General features: G+C 66.7%; 14 protein-coding genes and 2 pseudogenes. 10 read left to right on the top strand and 6 right to left on the bottom strand.

What is annotated here, in order from left to right; all coding sequences use genetic code 11:
- Positions 1-2,031, bottom strand: a 2,031-nt coding sequence (locus ACFE99_RS12440; protein ID WP_375485655.1) for a sensor histidine kinase, incomplete at its 3' end; no start/stop codon positions are given.
- Positions 2,032-2,286: 255 nt separating this feature from the next.
- On the opposite strand from ACFE99_RS12440, the gene ACFE99_RS12435 reads away from it, so the two are divergent.
- Positions 2,287-2,781, top strand: a complete 495-nt coding sequence (locus ACFE99_RS12435) for a tRNA (cytidine(34)-2'-O)-methyltransferase (RefSeq protein ID WP_375485653.1) — start codon at positions 2,287-2,289, stop codon at positions 2,779-2,781.
- A gap of 87 nt (positions 2,782-2,868) precedes the next feature.
- On the opposite strand, the gene ACFE99_RS12430 is transcribed toward ACFE99_RS12435, so the two are convergent.
- On the bottom strand, positions 2,869-3,516 hold the full coding sequence (locus ACFE99_RS12430) for a nitroreductase family protein (protein ID WP_375485651.1): 648 nt from the start codon (positions 3,514-3,516) through the stop codon (positions 2,869-2,871).
- Positions 3,517-3,596: 80 nt separating this feature from the next.
- On the opposite strand from ACFE99_RS12430, the pseudogene ACFE99_RS12425 reads away from it, so the two are divergent.
- A pseudogene (locus ACFE99_RS12425) lies at positions 3,597-3,704 on the top strand (TIGR03667 family PPOX class F420-dependent oxidoreductase); the annotation flags it as partial.
- A gap of 122 nt (positions 3,705-3,826) precedes the next feature.
- Here the strand turns inward: ACFE99_RS12425 and ACFE99_RS12420 are convergent.
- A complete protein-coding gene (locus ACFE99_RS12420) occupies positions 3,827-7,171 on the bottom strand; it encodes an error-prone DNA polymerase (protein ID WP_375485649.1) in 3,345 nt (1,114 codons plus the stop codon).
- Between the two features lie 54 nt (positions 7,172-7,225).
- Between ACFE99_RS12420 and ACFE99_RS12415 the strand changes: the two genes are divergently transcribed.
- The 4 genes from ACFE99_RS12415 to ACFE99_RS12400 all read left to right on the top strand — a co-directional run bounded on the left by ACFE99_RS12415 (position 7,226) and on the right by ACFE99_RS12400 (position 11,443).
- Positions 7,226-7,402, top strand: a complete 177-nt coding sequence (locus ACFE99_RS12415; RefSeq protein ID WP_375485660.1) for a hypothetical protein — start codon at positions 7,226-7,228, stop codon at positions 7,400-7,402.
- A 127-nt stretch (positions 7,403-7,529) separates the two neighbouring features.
- Positions 7,530-8,918, top strand: a complete 1,389-nt coding sequence (locus tag ACFE99_RS12410; RefSeq protein WP_375485647.1) for a wax ester/triacylglycerol synthase family O-acyltransferase — start codon at positions 7,530-7,532, stop codon at positions 8,916-8,918.
- Positions 8,919-9,035: 117 nt separating this feature from the next.
- Positions 9,036-10,205, top strand: a complete 1,170-nt coding sequence (gene otsB, locus ACFE99_RS12405) for a trehalose-phosphatase (protein ID WP_375485645.1) — start codon at positions 9,036-9,038, stop codon at positions 10,203-10,205.
- On the top strand, positions 10,202-11,443 hold the full coding sequence (locus ACFE99_RS12400) for a serine hydrolase domain-containing protein (protein WP_375485643.1): 1,242 nt from the start codon (positions 10,202-10,204) through the stop codon (positions 11,441-11,443). The genes otsB and ACFE99_RS12400 overlap by 4 nt, the downstream gene beginning before the upstream one ends.
- Here ACFE99_RS12400 and ACFE99_RS12395 read toward each other — a convergent pair whose 3' ends face one another.
- Complete coding sequence (locus ACFE99_RS12395; RefSeq protein ID WP_375485641.1) at positions 11,444-11,695, bottom strand: hypothetical protein; 252 nt, start codon at positions 11,693-11,695, stop codon at positions 11,444-11,446.
- Between the two features lie 53 nt (positions 11,696-11,748).
- The gene (locus ACFE99_RS12390; protein ID WP_375485639.1) at positions 11,749-12,621 is read right to left on the bottom strand and encodes a MaoC/PaaZ C-terminal domain-containing protein; all 873 of its coding nucleotides are present in this window, start codon (positions 12,619-12,621) and stop codon (positions 11,749-11,751) included.
- Positions 12,622-12,757: 136 nt separating this feature from the next.
- Here ACFE99_RS12390 and ACFE99_RS12385 point away from each other — a divergent pair, with 136 nt between their 5' ends.
- From ACFE99_RS12385 to ACFE99_RS12370, 4 genes are all read left to right on the top strand, one after another.
- The gene (locus ACFE99_RS12385) at positions 12,758-13,468 is read left to right on the top strand and encodes a histidine phosphatase family protein (RefSeq protein ID WP_375485637.1); all 711 of its coding nucleotides are present in this window, start codon (positions 12,758-12,760) and stop codon (positions 13,466-13,468) included.
- Between the two features lie 77 nt (positions 13,469-13,545).
- A complete protein-coding gene (locus ACFE99_RS12380) occupies positions 13,546-15,582 on the top strand; it encodes an SDR family oxidoreductase (RefSeq protein WP_375485635.1) in 2,037 nt (678 codons plus the stop codon).
- A gap of 103 nt (positions 15,583-15,685) precedes the next feature.
- On the top strand, positions 15,686-16,336 hold the full coding sequence (locus tag ACFE99_RS12375) for a 2OG-Fe dioxygenase family protein (RefSeq protein WP_375485657.1): 651 nt from the start codon (positions 15,686-15,688) through the stop codon (positions 16,334-16,336).
- 27 nt (positions 16,337-16,363) lie between these two features.
- Positions 16,364-17,419, top strand: a complete 1,056-nt coding sequence (locus ACFE99_RS12370; RefSeq protein WP_375485633.1) for a nucleoside hydrolase — start codon at positions 16,364-16,366, stop codon at positions 17,417-17,419.
- 2 nt (positions 17,420-17,421) lie between these two features.
- Here ACFE99_RS12370 and ACFE99_RS12365 read toward each other — a convergent pair.
- A pseudogene (locus tag ACFE99_RS12365) lies at positions 17,422-17,988 on the bottom strand (DNA polymerase Y family protein); the annotation flags it as partial.

Here is a 17,988-nt window from a genome sequence, read left to right as displayed (position 1 = left end):
AGTCCGTTCCGCGTCGCGAGCGCGGTGAACAGCCCGCGCTGGCCGCGGCTCACCGACGGTCGGCGTCCGCGAAAACGCCACGCCCGTCCTGGCCCTGGGCGGGGCGCCACCCTCGCCCACGAGCACGTTGGGCGGTAGGTAGACCTCGGCCGTCGTACCGGAACCGTCGTCGGTTGCCGGGCCGCGCAGCCGAACCCGCATACCGTGCCGATCAGCGAGCCGGCCCACTACGAAGAGACCCATGTGGCGGGCGTTGTCGGGGGTGACGTCGCCGCCGGAACGCAACCGGATGTTGGCAATCCGCCGGTCGCCGTCGGTCATGCCCAGCCCGGAGTCGACGATCTGGACCAGAACACCGGCCTTGCCTTGCCGCACCGCGGAAACGCGCACTGGCGAGGTCGGCGGGGAGTAGCGCAACGCGTTGTCGATCAGCTCGGCGAGGAGATGGACGATGTCACCTGCGGCGGTACCGGTGACCGCGCAGTCGGGCACCATTGCCGTCTCCACCCGGCGGTAGTCCTCGACTTCGGAGATGGCGGCGTCGATCACGGTCGACAGCGGCAGCGGCCCGCGCTGTTCACGGGTGATCGGCGCGCCGGCCAGCACCAGCAGATTGGCGCCGTTGCGGCGCATGCGCGCGGCCAGGTGGTCGAGCCGGAACAAGCTGTCGAGCCGGGCGGGGTCTTCCTCGTTGCGCTCGAGCCGGTCGATGAGCGACAGCTGCTGGTCGACAAGCGAGCGGTTGCGCCGGGACATGGTTTCGAACATGTCGTTGACCAGCAGCCGCAATCGGGCCTCGTCGCCCGCCAGAAGCAGCGCCTGGGTGTGCAGCTCGTCGACCGCGTGCGCGACTTGGCCGATCTCCTCGGCGGTGTACACCGGTAGCGGCTCGGGGGCGCGCTCGTCGCCGGCCCGCGCCCGGGCGATCTCGCTTTCAAGGTCTTCGTGTGCCACCTTCAATGCGCTGTCGCGCAGCACCCGCAGCGGCTGGATCAGGGACCGCGCCACCAGCCACACCACCACCAGCGCCGCCACGATCGCGGCCAGTACCAGCACAGTGTCGCGGATCGCGGCGTCGCGGCGATTGTTGGCGCGATCCTCCAGCGACTTCGTCACCGATGCGGTGGTGTCCTTGATCACTTGGGCGGCGATTGTGTCGGTGGTGCCGATGGAGCGCAGCAACTCGGGGTTGTTGACCAGCGGGGTCGCCGGATTCGACATCAACGCCATCCGGCGCACCATCTGCTGCTGCAGCGTTTTGGCTTGCGGTGAGCCGACGCCGAGCACCTCGGCCATCCCGAACAGCGTCGACGGTTCGGTACCGGCCAAGGTGATCATCGATGTGCGCAGCTCCGGTTCCGGGAGGTCGGCGCCGCGGGTGATCAGCAGCCGCTGCATCATCATCTGGCCGCGGGCTCCGATCGCACGGCTCAAGCCCTGCGCTGCGGCCCGGATCTTCTCGTTGTCCACCCGCACCGATCCGTCGACCGCGTTCTCGGCGGTCAACAGAATGGGCGCGTACATGGTCACCCGGTCTCGCAGACCGATGTTGTTCGAGGCGATCCTGTCCACCAGTGCCTGCCCGCCGTTCAACAGGGCGCCAACCCCGGTCCGCACGTCGGGGACCACGTCGGTGTCTGCCAGGCGCGCCTGCAACTCGTATTTGCGGGCGTCGTAGTTCTTCTTCGCTCCCTGGACGTCAGAGCCGGTGGACATGGCGATCACCGCGACATCGAGCGCCGACATGTACTTGGTGATCGCGGGAACCAATTCGGCCCGGTCGGCGGCCAACCGCAGGTTATGGGCGTCGGTCGTCGCCGCATGGATGCGCAATCCACCGAAACCCATCGCCAGCACCAGCGGTACCAGCGCGATCGCGAAGACTTTCCATCGGACCGGCCAGTTGCGCATCGACCAGCGCGGCGGGCGTTTCTCGGGCGCAGGTTCCGCGGTGCGGGTATCTGGGTTGTCGTCTAGACCATCTTTGGGTGTCGGCGAAACCACCCTTTTCGGGTGGGCAAACATCGTCATCGGACCGCGGTCGGGCTACCGACCGCTCCGCTGACATACTGTGCTCGCGCGTCGTTCATAAGGCTTCCTGCTATTTGCGACGCCCACCCCCGGAAACACGGGCGGGCGAGATTCGCATGGCAATTCGACGAGTATGCCAGCCTCTGGCCGCGGTTACCACAATTCTTACTGAACAACCAGAGTTCACCGGCTCCCGCTCGGCACCGCAAACCGCGGCCGAGCAAACTGCCATCGGTCGCCTGTCATGATCGACAGATGTTCCGGCTGCTGTTCGTCTCGCCGCGCATCGCGCCCAACACGGGCAACGCGATCCGCATGGTCGCGGCCACCGGCGCCGAACTGCATTTGGTCGAGCCGCTGGGCTTCGACCTGTCCGAGCCCAAGCTGCGTCGCGCCGGATTGGACTATCACGACCTGGCGTCTGTCAGCGTGCACGCATGCCTGGACGCCGCATGGCAGGCGCTGGTGCCGCAGCGGGTGTTCGCGTTCACCGCGCATGCCACCACGGTGTTCACAGACGTCGGCTACCAGCCCGGCGACGTGTTGATGTTCGGGCCCGAACCCACCGGGCTGGATGCGACGACCCTGGCTGACGCCCACATCACCGAGCGGGTGCGCATCCCGATGCTGGCCGGCCGGCGATCACTGAACCTGTCCAACGCCGCCGCGGTCGCCGTCTACGAGGCGTGGCGTCAACACGGTTTTGCGGGCGCGTCGCCCGGTGACGATGCAGGATGCGGAGCGTCCTGAGGAGGAGGCGGGCAATTGAGCTGGGGCCCGGTGACGATGCAGGACGCGGAGCGTCCTGAGGAGGAGGCGGGCAATTCAGCCTGAGCGTTACCACGTGTCCCAGTGCGTCACAACGTCGGCGGGCAGCCGCTTGGCGGGTTTGAATTCGGTGCCCTTGGTGTAGGCGATGGGAAGCAGTGCGCCCTGGCTGTACTTGTCGTAGGGAATCCCGAGTACTTCGGCGGCCTGCTTCTCTCCGTCGCCGAGCAGGTGCAGCGTCGTCCAACAGGAGCCCAGCCCCCGCGACCGCAGCGCCAGGCAGAAACTCCATATCGCCGGGAACAGCGACGCCCAGAACGACGCGCTGAGCCCTAGCGGCGCCTGTTCCACCCGGCCTTCCAGGCACGGGATCAACAGCACCGGTGCCTCGTGCATGTGCTCGGCGAGATAGGTCGCGGAGTCCCTGACGAGGGGCATGCGCTCACCGCGGGTGTCGCCCTCGGGATATTCGGGTCCGGGCAGGCTGAGATAGCTCCTGGCGTTGGCCAGGTAGATGTCGGCGATCGCCTTCTTTTTGTCCGCATCGGTGACGAACACCCACTGCCAGCCCTGCGCGTTGGAGCCGGTGGGCGCCTGCAGCGCCAGTTCAAGGCATTCCATCAACAGCTCCCGGCTGACCGGCTTCTCGAAGTCGAGCCGTTTACGTACCGAACGGGTGGTGGTGAGGACTTGGTCGACGGACAGGTACAAGGTCATGGGCGAAGACTACATTCGATGGTCCGGCTGCTGCTCTCACGGTTTCACGGCGCGCATCGTCGCCGGACTAAAGTCGCTTGATGACCGTTGAATTGCCGCAAGAGGTTTCCAGCAGAGTGCAGTCCGATCATTACGGGTGGCTGACCACCGTCGCGAAGTCCGGGCAGCCGGTGCCGCGGCTGGTGTGGACGACGCAACCGGCTAGACGCCAGTGCTGAGTGATATCGCATGTGACATCAAATCGGAGAAGGCACTAATCCCTCATAGAGCGACCGAGGTGGTCGCCGAGGCTGCTGAGGTCTAAGTGGCGTTACCGGAAGTCGCGGGACTTGGATCCCATCCGCAATGTCAGCTTGGCCAACCGTTCGGCCACCACAGTGACTGCGCCGCTGGCGTTTTGGACCTGGCCGCGGACCAGCAGCGCGGGTGACGCTTGCGCCAGCTTGCGGTGTCGCGCCCAGACTCCCGGCGTAAACAGCACGTTGACCATCCCGGTCTCGTCCTCGAGGTTGAGGAATGTCACCCCCTGCGCCGTTCCCGGCCGCTGTCGATGGGTCACCGCCCCGGCGATCAGCACCCGGTCGCCGTCGGGCACACTCAACAGCTTTTCGGCCGGCAGCACTCCCATCGCGTCCAGATCAGCTCGCAGGAACTGGGTCGGATAACTGTCCGGCGAGATGCCGGTGGCCCACACGTCGGCGGCGGCCAGCTCCAGCTCGCTCATTCCCGGCAACGCGGGGATGTGTGACGACGAGCCGACACCGGGCAATCGGTCCGGCCGCTGGGTGGCCGCGGCTCCGGCCGCCCACAGCGCCTCGCGCCGGGATAGCCCGAAGCAGCCCAGCGCCCCAGCGGTGGCCAGTGCTTCGGTCTGCGGCACCGAAAGCTGCACCCGGGACGTCAAATCCAGCAGAGACTTAAACGGGCCGTTGGCTTTTCGCTCCTCGACCATTGTCTCGGCCAAGTCTTCTCCGATATGACGCACACCGGCCAACCCGAGCCGGACCTCGGTGCCCGCGTTCTCCAGCGTGGCGTGCGCCAAGCTGGCGTTGAGGTCTGGGCCGTGTACCGTCACTCCGTGCCGGCGGGCGTCGGCCACCAGTGACTGCGGTGAGTAGAAGCCCATCGGCTGCGCGCGCAGCAGCGCTGCACAAAACGCCGCCGGGTGATGCAGCTTGAACCACGCCGAGTAGAACACCAGCGACGCGAAGCTCAGCGCATGGCTTTCCGGGAAACCGAAATTGGCGAAGGCTTCTAGCTTTTCATACACCCGGTCGATCACCTCGTCGGGCGCGCCGTGCAGCGCTCGCATGCCGTCGTAGAACCGGCCCCGCAGCCGTCGCATCCGTTCCGCGGAACGCCTGGAGCCCATGGCCCGGCGCAGCTGATCGGCCTCGGCAGCGGAAAACCCGGCACAGTCGACCGCAAGCTGCATCAGCTGTTCCTGAAACAGTGGCACGCCCAACGTCTTTCGCAACGCTGACTCCATCGACGGGTGGTCGTAGACGACCCGGTCGACTTCGTTGCGCCGCCGGATGTACGGATGCACCGAGCCTCCCTGGATGGGCCCGGGCCGGATCAGCGCGACCTCAACCACCAGGTCGTAGAACTCGCGCGGCCGCAGGCGCGGCAGGGTGGCCATCTGCGCCCGCGACTCCACCTGGAACACCCCGACGGAGTCGGCGCGTGCGAGCATCTCGTAGACCGCGGGTTCAGAGAGGTCGAGCCTGGCCAGGTCCACGTCGATGCCTTTGTGCTCGGCCACTAGGTCGATCGCATAGTGCAGCGCGGAGAGCATGCCCAGCCCGAGCAGGTCGAATTTCACCAAACCGATTGCCGCACAGTCGTCTTTGTCCCATTGCAATACGCTGCGGTTTTCCATGCGCGCCCATTCCACCGGGCACACGTCGGCGATCGGCCGGTCGCAGATCACCATGCCGCCGGAGTGGATGCCCATGTGCCGCGGCAGGTTCTGGACCTGGGTGGCCAGCTCGATCACCTGCTCGGGAATGTCTTCGATATCGGGGGAATCGGCGAGCCCGTTCCAGTGGCTGATCTGCTTGCTCCACGCGTCCTGCTGGCCCTGGGAGAAAGCCAGGGCTCGGGCCATGTCGCGCACCGCGATCCGCCCTCGGTAGGTGATGACGTTGGCGACCTGCGCGGCGTAGTCCCGGCCGTATTTGTCATAGACGTACTGGATGACCTTTTCGCGCTCGTCGGATTCGATGTCGATGTCGATGTCGGGCGGCCCGTCGCGGGCGGGCGACAAGAAGCGCTCGAACAACAACTCGTTGGCCACCGGGTCGACCGCAGTGACGCCGAGGGCATAGCAGACCGCGGAGTTGGCTGCCGATCCCCTGCCCTGGCACAGGATGTTGTTCTCTCGGCAGAACCGGGTGATGTCGTAAACCACCAGGAAGTAGCCCGGAAACTTCAGCTGGGCAATGACGTTCAGCTCGTGCTCGATCTGCGCGTAGGCCTGCCGGGCCCGTTCGGCCGGCCCGTAGCGGTCGCGGGCACCGGTCATCACCAGCTCGCGCAGCCAGCTGTCTTCGGTATGCCCGGCCGGCACATCGAACGGCGGCAGCTGCGGGGCGATCAGCTGCAGCCCGAAAGCGCACTGCTCGCCGAGTTCCGCGGCAGCGGTCACCGCCTCGGGGCACCACGCGAACAGCCGGGCCATTTCCTCACCGGATCGCAGGTGTGAGCCACCCAGCGGGGCCAGCCAACCCGCCGCCTCATCCAGGGACTGCCGGGCTCGTATCGCGCCCATGGCCATCGCCAGCCGAGCACGCGAGGGCGCGGCGAAATGCGCGCCAGTGGTGGCGACTACGCCGACACCGAAGCGTGAGGCGAGCGCGGCCAATGCGGCGTTGCGTTCGTCGTCAACGGGCTGGCCATGGTGGGTCAACTCGATGCTGACCCGCCTCCGCCCGAACCGGTCCACCAAGTCGGCCAGCGCCTTGGCGGCCGCCTCCGGCCCGCCGTCAGAAAGCGCTTGGCACACATGGCCTTTGCGGCAACCGGTCAGGATGTGCCAGTGCCCGCCTGCCGCGTCGGTCAGTGCGTCGAAGTCGAAGCGCGGCTTTCCTTTCTCCCCGCCGGCCAGATGCGCCGCGGCCAGCTGCCGTGACAATCGTCGATAGCCTTCCGGGCCGCGGGCCAGCACCAGCAGGTGCGGGCCGGGCGGATCCGGCTCGTCGGTGCGGGCACCGGACCCCAATGACAGCTCGGCGCCGAGCACGGTAGCCATGTCCAGTTCTGCGGCTGCTTCAGCGAAACGGACCGCGCCGTAGAAACCGTTGTGATCGGTCAGCGCGATGGCGCGCAGATCCAGCCGCGCAGCCTCTTCGACCAGCTCCTCGGGTGTGCTGGCACCGTCAAGGAAGCTGAACGCCGAATGTGCGTGCAACTCGGCGTAGGCGATCGACGAGCGGATGGCCCGCTCATCGCTCGGCGGCTCGTATGCCCCGCGCTTGCGTGACCATGGGCCGTCATCCACCGGCTCGGCCGCCAGTGGCATGCCGGAGCGACGGGGCTTGTCACACGGCGACCCGCTGCGCCCGGCTTCGCCGCGCTTGCGATCGCCGCGGGGCTTGCCGGCAAGCACCCGCTCCATCTCCGCCCAGCTTGGCGGACCGTTGCTCCAGCCCACTCCGCCAGTGTATCGAACTAACGTTCGAATGACGACTGGTTGGTCGGAGCGCAGGTGCCCGACGGTTCACACTGCAGCATCCGCGACCAAGCGAAGGCCTCCGCGGCCACCGGAGACGTTCATCGAGTCGGACACCACCTCACCGAGCGCGGCTGGGCCGATGCCGACGTCGCCGCAGTGCTGGGCGGCAACTTCCGGCGTGTCGCGGAGCAGACGTGGCTGTCGCCGTGAAATGCCAACGGCATTGTGAAGCAATAGACCGCCGTTGTTTACACGATTTAATTTCGGCGCCACCTGCCGATTGCCTTGCAGCGGAATACTCGCACGAAGATCGACGGCGGACGGCGGGTGGCGGGCCATGAAGCATCTGGGAACGCTGGATGCGGGTTTCCTCATGGCCGAAGATTCCGATCGGCATGTGAGCCTCGCGATCGGCGGGATCGCGATCGTGGATGGCTCTCCGCCCGACTACGACACGTTCAAAAGCATTCTTGCAGAACGCATCCAGGCGATACCGCGATTTTTCCAGATGCTGTGGAGGCAACCCTTCGATGTCCGAGCTCCGGCGTGGGTCGACGACCCGGCATTCGACCTGTCCCGTCACGTGCGACGGATTGCAGTGCCTCAACCCGGCAACGACTCGGAACTGTACCGGGTGGTCGCCGAAGTGCTGGAACGCCGCCTGGACCGAGACCGCCCGCTTTGGGAATGCTGGGTCATCGAGGGCCTGGCGGGTAGTCGGTGGGCGATCCTGATGAAGATCCACCACTGCATGGCCGACGGAGTTTCGGCGACGCACATGCTTACCCGGCTCTGCGACGGCCTCGACGAGGCGGTGCCCGCCAACCGCGTCGCCTCCAAGCCGACTAGACCAGCACGTCCATATCTGCACGCGGTGCCCGAGCTCGCTTCGCCGAGCGTAGCGGAGACCCTCTGGCGCACAGCCACATCCACCGTCAATTCGGCTGCCCGAGCGGTCGCCGGCGCGGCGGAAATCGCCGCCGGCCTGGTCCGGCCGGCTGCCGGCTCCTCACTCGTCGGCCCGGTGACCACAATGCGGCGCTATCGCGCCGTGCGCGTCGCGCTTGCCGATGTCGAGAAGGTGTGCTGCAAGTTCAATGTGAGCGTCAATGACGTTGTGCTTGCGGCTATTACGGAGGGCTTCCGGGGAGTTCTGCTGCATCGGGGGGAACAGCCGCGCGCCGACTCACTGCGCACCCTGGTGCCGGTCTCGGTACGGCCGTCGGATGCCATCGACCAGCCAGACAACCGCATCTCGGTCATGTTGCCGTATCTGCCCGTCGAGCAAGCCGACCCGATCCAGCAGTTGCGAATCGTGCACAGCAGATTGACCCGGGCAAAACAGGGGGGTCAACGGCAAGCGGGAACGATCTTCGTTTCCGCGGCGAACTTCATTCCGTTTATGGTGTCCTCCTGGGCGATCCGGCTGCTGACCCGGCTACCCCAACGCGGCATCGTGACCCTGGCTACCAACGTGCCTGGGCCGCGCCAGCCATTGCAAATGATGGGTCATCAGGTGCTGCGCCTGCTGCCGATCCCGACGATCGCGCTGCAGCTGCGTACCGGTGTCGCGGTGCTGAGCTATGCCGACGATCTGGTGTTCGGCATCACCGCTGACCACGACACGGGACCGGACATCGAAGAGCTCGCCGAGGGCATCGCCTGCGCGGTGGCGCGTCTAGCAGCCGTGAGCGACGATTCGCTGCTGCTTTTCGCCGCCGACTAGCCCACCTCGTCCCGGGCCGCGCTGCCATGCGCTTCCTCCTCCCCCGCTGAGAGCGCCACACCGGCCTGACTAGCGTGGCGAGCGGGCAGTCGAGCGATCACCGAGGAAGGTTGGTCAATGTCGGTCACCGTCGACCCGCGTCGCCACGACGCGGTGCTGTTCGACCTGGACAACGTGGCGGCCGACATCACACTGCGACGTCAACTGCGCGAGGCGGGCGTGGGCGCGACCGACGTGGCCGGACCACAGGAAACCGCGACGTTCGTCGATGCGGCCAACCGGCTGCAGGCGCGACCGGGCCGGTGCGCGGTCGTTACAGCCACCGCCGCAGCTGTGGCGGCCGCTCAGGCGGGCGGGTTCGCGTTGGTGATCGGTGTCGACGCGAGCGCAGAGGAGCTGCGCCGCTGCGGCGCCGACGCAGTGGTCACCGAGCTGAGCGAGGTCAGCGTCCGCACCGGCGATCGGCGGATGTCGGAGCTTGCGGACGGGCTGCAGGCTCTGCACGCTGTGGCGGCGCGACGTCCTGCGGTGTTCTTCGACTTCGATGGAACCCTCTCGGACATCGTCGACGACCCCGACGCCGCGCAGCTGAGCGTTGGTGCGGCCGAGGCGCTGAGTTTGTTGGCCGCGCAGTGTCCGGTGGCGGTGCTATCCGGACGCGACCTCGCCGACGTGCGGCAGCGGATCGGCCTGCCGGGAATCTGGTATGCGGGCAGCCACGGTTTCGAGATGACCGGCCCCGACGGCGCACATCACCAAAACGACGAGGCGGCCGCCGCCATACCGGTGCTACAGCAAGCGGCCGGCGAACTTCGCGAACAGCTCGGTCAGATCACCGGTGTTGCGGTGGAACACAAGCGATTCGGTGTGGCCGTGCATTACCGAAAGGCGGCCCGTGACCGGGTCGGTGAGGTGATGGCCGCGGTGCGTGCCGCAGGGCAGCGCAGCACGCTGCGGGTGACGACCGGGCGTGAGGTGATCGAGCTGCGCCCAAACGTGGACTGGGACAAGGGCAAGACGCTGCGCTGGGTGCTCGATCACGTCAGCGACGCCGCGTCGACTCCGTTGATGCCGGTCTATCTGGGCGACGACATCACCGACGAGGACGCATTCGACGCGGTGCACGACGACGGAGTCGCAATCGTGGTGCGCCACAACGAGGACGGTGACCGCGCCACCGCCGCACAGTACGCACTGGACAGCCCGCAACGGGTCGTGGTCTTCACCGACCGGCTGGCACGCCAGATCAGCGCGAACAACGAAAGGTTAGGTCAAGATCAGCTATGACGATCTCCCGCCGCCTGGGGTCAGTGGTGTGCATCCTTGCCGTGGTCGCGCTTGCCTGCTCGCCCAAGGGCAACCAGCCCGCGCCCGGGTGGTGGGGTGCTTCCGCCGATCCGGCCAAGGCGCAGGCGGTGATCAAGATCGTGCGCGACACGATGTCGCAGGCGGACGTGAAGGCAGCGATCGTTCGGGTCACCGTCGACGGCAAGGAAATCGTCACCCAGGCGCTCGGCGAGTCGATGACCGGCGTGCCGGCCATGCCGAGTATGTTCTTCCGAAACGGCGCAGTGGCGATCTCCTACGTCGCCGCCCTGCTGCTCAAACTCGTCGACGAGAAAAAGCTGAGCCTGGACGACAAACTGTCCAAGTGGCTTCCCGGCATTCCCAACGCCGATCGGGTGACGTTGGGCCAGCTTGCCCACATGACCTCCGGCTACCGCGACTATGCGCTGGGAAACGCGGATTTCAACGCGGCCCTGGCCGCCGACCCGTTCCGGCAATGGACGCCCGACGAATTGCTCGGCTACGCGGTCAACAAGCCGTTGCTCTACGAGCCCGGGACCAACTGGAACTACGCCCACACCAACTACGTGTTGCTCGGCTTGGCGCTGGAAAAAGCCACCGGCCAGGAGCTGCCAAAGCTGTTGCACGACAAGGTGCTCGGTCCCCTCGCCTTGATCAACACCGCCAATTCGTATACCGCGGACATCCCGGTGCCCACCTTGCATGCGTTCACGTCCGAACGTCGCAAAGCGCTGGCAATACCTTCCGGCACATCCTTTTACGAAGACTCCACCTTCTGGAATCCGTCGTGGACGATGGCCCGGGGCGCGGTTCAGACCACCAACATCTACGATCTGGAAGCGACCGCGGTGGGGATCGGCTCGGGCAAGCTGCTGTCACCGCAGTCGTATAAGGCGATGGTGTCCACCGACCTGCGCGGGCGCACTACGGTGTTGCCGGGCTGCAGCACCTGCCGAGTGCAAGACGACGTTTACACCTACGGGCTCGGGATCGTGATCTGCGGGAATTGGCTGCTGCAAAATCCGATGCTCGCCGGCCAGGCCGCGGTCGAGGGCTACCTGCCGTCGCAAAAGATCGCGATCGCAGTCGCGGTCACCTACCGTCCGGAAGCGTTCGACGACCAGGGCAACTACCGCAACGAGGCCGAGACGCTGTTCCGAAAGATCGGCGCCGAGATGGCGCCGACCGATGCGCCGCCGGCACCGGCCGCGAGGTAGTCAGCTCTCTTTGTCTTTGTCGCTGTCTTTGTCCTGGTCTTTGTCTTCGTCGCTGTCTTTGTCCTGGTCTTCGCTTTTGTCTCGGTCCTTGGCAGGAACTAGCTCAAGGGTGGCCCAGTGGCTCGGTGAGACGAAAACCGTCCACTTTCCTTCCTCACGTCCCATCTTGAGCACACCGGCTTCGACTTCCCACTTGGTGTTGTCATCGTAGTCGGTCTCTTGTCCATCGCTGTAGGTGAGTTTGAACGCCATGATCGGAGCCTGCCATGACGGTCCTCCGCAGGGATGCGGAGCGGAAAAATTCGTTACTCTGCCACGTATTCCACCGCGCCGTCGTCCAGCACTATCCGAGCGTCGCTCCCGTCGGCGCCAGAAGCCTCGGTGCGGTATACCGCCTTGCCGGGTTCGGTGCGCCAGATCAAGGTGGTTAGCGTCTCGCCCGGAAATACCGGGGAGGTGAACCGGGCGGCGATAGCGGTGACCTTGGCGGCGTCGCCTTTGCCCAACTCCGCGACCAGAGCCCGGCCCGACACCCCGTAGGTGCACAGCCCGTGCATGATCGGTTTGGGAAATCCGGCCATCTCTCTGGCGAACCACGGGTCGCTGTGCAGAGGGTTGCGGTCGCCGGAGAGCCGGTAGATCAGCGGCAGGTCCTCTCGGGTGGGCAACGGGATTCGCGCGTCCGGCTCACGGTCGGGAAATTCCGGCGCGGCCGGGCGCTGACCCGGCGATCCCCCGAAGCCGCCGGCGCCGCGGATGACAAGCGTGGTGAGCGTTTCAGCGACCAGTGTCTGCGAATCGGGGTCGGTGCCGCGGCCGCGCAGCACGACGATCGCGTTCTTGCCCTCGCCTTTGTCTTGGATGTCGGCGACTTCGGAGACCACCGACAATTTGCCCGCGGGTGGTAGCGGCGCGTGCAGCCGGATGGCCTGAGAGCCGTGCAAGAGCATCGCCCAGTTGAACGTTCCGATCTTCGCCGCGGCACCGAAGGCAGGACAGCAGATCACCGCGTAGGTGGGCAACACCTGCTGGGTGATGCCATGGCTGTTTTCCGTGGTGAAGGACAGATCCTCGGTCCCGGCGCCGACACCCAGCGCGTAGAGCATGGTGTCGCGGTCGGTCCACTCGAACAGCATCGGCTCTGTCACGGCGCCGATGGCATTCGGGTCGATCGCCATGCGGGTCTCCTCTCGCTTGCGGGCGTCGCCCGTCGCACGCCCCTTATGAAGGCCTCGTTGGTCTACACGCCCATTTAGTCACACCAACCGCACCAAACCCACCACATCGGGACAGCCGGCAAGGCAGGCTATCGCCATGCCCAACCGCATCCGTACCGTCATCTGGAAGGCGGCGGCCGTACTGGCTGCGACCGTGGCCGTCGGCGCCTGCGGAGGAGGAACACCGCAGCCGCGCACCATCACCCTGACCTTCGTCCGCCACGCACAGTCGCAGAGCAACGCCGACAACGTCATCAACACCGAGGTGCCCGGACCGGGCCTTACCCACGACGGCGAGGCGCAGGCTCAACAGATCGCCCACCAACTCGCCCGCAACGGCTACGACGGCATCTACGCCTCCACCATGGCCCGAACGCAACAAACCGCAGCGCCGCTTGCCGAACAGCTCGGCAAGCACGTCCAGATTCTGCCCGGGCTGCGGGAGATCGACGCCGGCTGGTATGACGGCAAGCCGCAGTCAATGGCCAACTCGACCTATCTGCTGGCACCGAAGGACTGGCTGAAGGGCGATCGGAAAGACGGCATCCCCGGCTCGATCGACGGCAACCGATTCAACGACGAGTTCACCGGGGCCGTCCAGAAGATTTACGACAGCGGCAACAGCAAGCCGATCGCGTTCTCGCACGGCAACGCGATCATGGTGTGGACGCTGATGAACGTCAAAAACCCGCGGGAGGACCTGCTCACCGACCATCCGGTGCCGAACATCGGCAAGGTCGTGATTACCGGCAGCCCCACCTCCGGCTGGACACTGGTCGACTGGGACGGCATCCGCAAGTTCCAGTAAGCCAGCCCGTCGGGTGACGAGGCCGATCGCGTCAGACGTTGTTGACGGCTCGCCGGCAAACGGTCACGATGGCTTCCATGCGCTATGTCGTTACCGGCGGTACCGGGTTTATCGGGCGCCGAGTGGTGTCCCGGTTGCTGGCCGCCCGAGCAGACGCCGAGGTATGGGTGCTGGTGCGCCGGCAGTCACTGAGCCGCTTCGAACAGCTCGCAACCGATTGGGGTGAGCGGGCCAAACCGCTGGTCGGCGACGCCACCGCGGCCGACCTCGGCTTGACCGACCAGGCCATCGCCGAGCTGGGCGACGTCGACCATGTGGTGCATTGCGCGGCCATCAACGACATCACCGCCGGGGAGCCCGAGCAGCGGGCCGCCAACGTGGAGGGCACCCGAGCCGTGATCGACCTGGCCCGCCGGCTCGACGCCACCCTGCATCACGTGTCGTCGATCGCGGTGGCCGGCGACTTCCGCGGCGAGTACACCGAAGCCGATTTCGACGTCGGTCAGCGGCTGTCGACGCCGTATCACCAGACGAAGTTCGAAGCCGAGCTGCTGGTGCGCTCGACCTCTGGCCTGCGTTACCGCGTATACCGCCCGGCGGTCGTGGTCGGCGATTCACGCACCGGAGAGATGGACAAGATCGACGGGCCGTACTACTTCTTCCCGCTCCTGGCCAAGCTTGCCGTGTTGCCCCGGTTCACCCCGATCATGCTGCCGGACACCGGGCGCACCAACATCGTGCCGGTCGACTACGTGGTCGACGCGCTGGTGGAATTGATGCATGCCGAGGGCCGCGACGGCCAGACGTTCCACCTGACCGCGCCGAAAACCATTGGGCTGCGCGGGATTTACCGTGGCGTCGCCGAGGCCGCCGGATTGCCGCCGCTGCGCGGATCGCTGCCGCGCTCGGTCGCCACGCCGGTGCTCAAGGTGCGCGGGCGCGCCAAGGCGGTGCGCAACATGGCGGCCGCCCAGCTGGGTATCCCCGGCGAGGTTCTCGACGTGGTGGACCTCAAACCCACCTTCGTCGCCGACGAGACACGGAAAGCCTTGAGCGGCACGGGCATCGAGGCGTCGGAGTTCGCCTCCTATGCGCCCAGGCTGTGGCGGTATTGGGCCGCGCATCTCGACCCGGACCGGGCCCGTCGTGGCGACCCCGCGGGACCGCTGGTGGGCCGGCACGTCATCATCACCGGTGCGTCCAGCGGCATCGGCCGGGCATCGGCGATCGCGGTGGCCGCACAAGGTGCGACGGTGTTCGCGCTGGCCCGCAACGCCGAAGCGCTCGACGAGCTGGTCGCCGAGATCGGCGCGGCCGGCGGGCAGGCCTACGCTTTCACTTGCGATGTCACCGACTCGTCGTCGGTCGAGCACACCGTCAAGGACATCCTCGGCCGCTTCGACCACGTCGACTACCTGGTCAACAACGCCGGCCGGTCCATTCGCCGCTCGGTGGTCAACGCATGCGACCGGATGCACGACTACGAGCGGATGATGGCGGTCAACTACTTCGGCGCGGTGCGGATGGTGCTGGCGCTGCTGCCGCACTGGCGGGAGCGCCGGTTCGGCCATGTCGTCAACGTCTCCAGCGGCGGTGTGCAGGCCCGCAGTCCCAAGTACAGCGCCTACCTGCCGACCAAGGCCGCGCTCGACGCGTTCGCCGACGTGGTCGCCTCCGAGACGCTGTCGGACCACATCACGTTCACCAACATCCACATGCCGCTGGTGGCTACGCCGATGATCGCGCCGTCGCGGCGGCTCAACCCGGTGCCGCCGATCAGTGTCGAGCACGCGGCGGCGATGGTCGTGCGCGCGCTGATCGAGAAGCCGGTGCGTATCGACACCCCACTGGGCACGCTTTCCGAGGCCGGCCACTACTTCACGCCGAAGCTGTCGCGGCGAATCATGCATCAGATCTATCTCGGCTACCCGGATTCCGCTGCGGCGCGTGGGCTGACGCCGCCAGAACCTGTTGCGGGACAGTCATCCTCGCGGCCATCGTTGCAGCGGAGGCCCAAGCGGCCGGTCCGTGCCGTCACGCGCATCCGGACACTAAAGCCGGTAACAAGGCCGGTCAAACGGGCGGTGCGGTGGCTGCCGGGCGTGCACTGGTAACCCGCCTGGTTTAGCAGAATCAGCTGGCAGGTACACCCGCGACGTGGGTGATGATCCGATAGCAACCGCCACCCGGGAGCTCAGTTCGACGGGCGCGTACGTGATGCCGCCGACCGAGCTGGCGACCAGCCTGGGCGTGGACGACGACGTATGGGCCCGATTTTCCGCGCATTGGGAGGACTTGGCGCCGGACCCTTACGCGGCCGAATTGGGCCTGCGGCGGCTGCGCCGCTATGGCCGCTACACGTTCAGCGACGGGGTGGCGACGCGGGTGCCCAACGGAGCGTTCGTGCAGCCGCAGGACTCCAACCCGCTCTACATCGACCGGGATCGCCACTTCGAGCCGCTGACCGACGCATTCATGACCGACCCGCTGCTGTCCGGGTTGCTGGAATTGCTGGGCCGGTTCGCGACGGCTCTCGACGACGTAGCGGAATGGGTCGCCAAGGTCCATCCGTTCCGGGTCCTCGCCTGCGCAGACGGCGAAGGCCAGCCGACACCCGAGGGCTTACACCGTGACGGTGTCACGCTGGTCACCTCGCTACTGGTCAAGCGGCGCAATGCCACCGGGGGCGAGAGCGTGGTATTCGACTTCGCCGGTCAACCGCTGCTGACGACCACGCTCGCCGAGCGCGGAACGCTGCTGCTCGGCGACGACCGTCGCAGCGTGCACGGTGTCTCGCCGATCCGGCCGCTCGACGTGGCCGAACCAGCGCTGCGCGACGTCCTGGTGATCACGTTCGCTCCGGCGTGAACGCGCCTCCCCGGTATCGTTACGGCAGTGAATGCCGCTGGTGAGACGCCGAACTCGAAAGCACCGGTTTTCGCCGATGTCGACACCGGTGTCGATGACGCCATAGCGCTCGTCTACCTGCTTGCCAGCCCGGATGCCGAGCTGGTGGGCATCGCTTCGACCGGGGGAAACGTTGGCGTAGACCAGGTTTGCGTCAACAACTTCGGGCTGCTCGAGCTGTGCAAGGTGGGCGACATACCGGTGTCCAAGGGTGCCCAACACCCGTTGAGTTGCCCGATGTGTCCTCCCGGAAAGTCGCACGGGCCCAACGGTTTAGGGTATGCCGAACTGCCGCCGAGCGATCGCCGGCTCACCGACTACGACGCCGCGACGGCCTGGGTCCGGGCCGCACACGCCCATCCCGGAGAGCTGATCGGCGTGGCCACCGGGCCACTGACCAACCTGGCGCTGGCGCTGCGCGCCGAGCCCGCCCTGCCGACACTGTTGCGTCGGCTGGTGATCATGGGCGGCGCCTACGACTACCGCGGCAACACCAATCCGGTGGCCGAATGGAATATCAAGGTTGACCCCGAGGCCGCGGCCGAGGTCTTCGCCGCCTGGTGCGTTGAGCCACAGCAGCTTCCGATCCTGTGCGGATTGGACTTGACCCGGCATATCGCAATGACACCCGACATCTTGGGCCGGCTGGCAGCGGCCGCAGGATCGAGGACGCCGATGATGAGCGCGGATGACGAACGCGGCGCCCGCTCGTCGGCCTCCAATCCGCTGATCCGGGTGATCGAAGACGCGATGCGGTTCTACTTCGAAGCCCACGTAGACCACGGCCACGGCTATCTGGCGCACCTGCACGATCCGCTGGCCGCCGCAGTGGCGCTCGACCCGGCTTTGGTGCAAACACAGCCAGCCACAGTGGACGTAGAGCTCACCGGAACACTGACTCGCGGCATGACGGTGACCGACTGGTCGGGCAGCTGGGGCCGGAAGCCCAATGCTGTCATCGGCGTTGGTGTGGACCCGGCGGCGTTCTTCGAGCGGTTGATCGACCGGGTGGGCCCGTTCGCGCGGCGGCTCGGCTCGCGCTGAGGCTACTCGTAGATGCCCTCCAGATACCACCGCCTTTCCCGGTAGCACAGCAGCAGCGCGCGCTCGCTATCCAGCAGCACCTGCGCGCGGGCGGTGCGGCCCCTGGCCTGCTCTGGATCCCACCACCGCTCGTCGACCGGCCAGGGTCCGGCCCACCACCGCAACCTGTCGTCACGACCGTGAGCGGTCAGCCGCGCCGGATCTGAAGAGAACACGCCCCGGCTGGTCACCCGTATCGGATTACCTTGGGCGTCAAGCAATTCCACTGGGTCGTCGAGCAGCACTGTGGGCGACGGCTCAGGCAGCTGACCGGGCCAGGGTCGACGCGGGTCGGCCCGGGGCACCGGCTCGTCGCCCAGCGGCGTCAACGTGATGCGTTCGGCCGGCCCGCGACCACCGGAGAGCACCGGCACCTGCACCGCCTCCGGACCGAGCAGACCCTGCACCCGCACCAGAGCCCGACGCGCCCGCAGCCTGTCTTCCTCACCGAGACCGCCCCATAGCGGCAACTGCAGCGCCCCGGCCGACACCACCTCCACCGGCTGCAGCCGCAGCAGCGTAACCGGGGC

The sequence above is a fragment of the uncultured Mycobacterium sp. genome (assembly GCF_964249325.1).
GTDB lineage: Bacteria > Actinomycetota > Actinomycetes > Mycobacteriales > Mycobacteriaceae > Mycobacterium.
This window is presented reverse-complemented; position numbering and strand designations above follow the sequence as displayed.

What these genes read in the sequence shown, in the direction of transcription:
- ACFE99_RS12390 (WP_375485639.1), bottom strand. Translation starts at nt 12,621, where the DNA reads ATGGCGATCGACCCGAATGCCATCGGCGCCGTGACAGAGCCGATGCTG.
- ACFE99_RS12385 (WP_375485637.1), top strand. Translation starts at nt 12,758, where the DNA reads ATGCCCAACCGCATCCGTACCGTCATCTGGAAGGCGGCGGCCGTACTG.
- ACFE99_RS12380 (WP_375485635.1), top strand. Translation starts at nt 13,546, where the DNA reads ATGCGCTATGTCGTTACCGGCGGTACCGGGTTTATCGGGCGCCGAGTG.
- ACFE99_RS12375 (WP_375485657.1), top strand. Translation starts at nt 15,686, where the DNA reads ATGCCGCCGACCGAGCTGGCGACCAGCCTGGGCGTGGACGACGACGTA.
- ACFE99_RS12400 (WP_375485643.1), top strand. Translation starts at nt 10,202, where the DNA reads ATGACGATCTCCCGCCGCCTGGGGTCAGTGGTGTGCATCCTTGCCGTG.
- otsB (WP_375485645.1), top strand. Translation starts at nt 9,036, where the DNA reads ATGTCGGTCACCGTCGACCCGCGTCGCCACGACGCGGTGCTGTTCGAC.
- ACFE99_RS12410 (WP_375485647.1), top strand. Translation starts at nt 7,530, where the DNA reads ATGAAGCATCTGGGAACGCTGGATGCGGGTTTCCTCATGGCCGAAGAT.
- ACFE99_RS12395 (WP_375485641.1), bottom strand. Translation starts at nt 11,695, where the DNA reads ATGGCGTTCAAACTCACCTACAGCGATGGACAAGAGACCGACTACGAT.
- ACFE99_RS12435 (WP_375485653.1), top strand. Translation starts at nt 2,287, where the DNA reads ATGTTCCGGCTGCTGTTCGTCTCGCCGCGCATCGCGCCCAACACGGGC.
- ACFE99_RS12430 (WP_375485651.1), bottom strand. Translation starts at nt 3,516, where the DNA reads ATGACCTTGTACCTGTCCGTCGACCAAGTCCTCACCACCACCCGTTCG.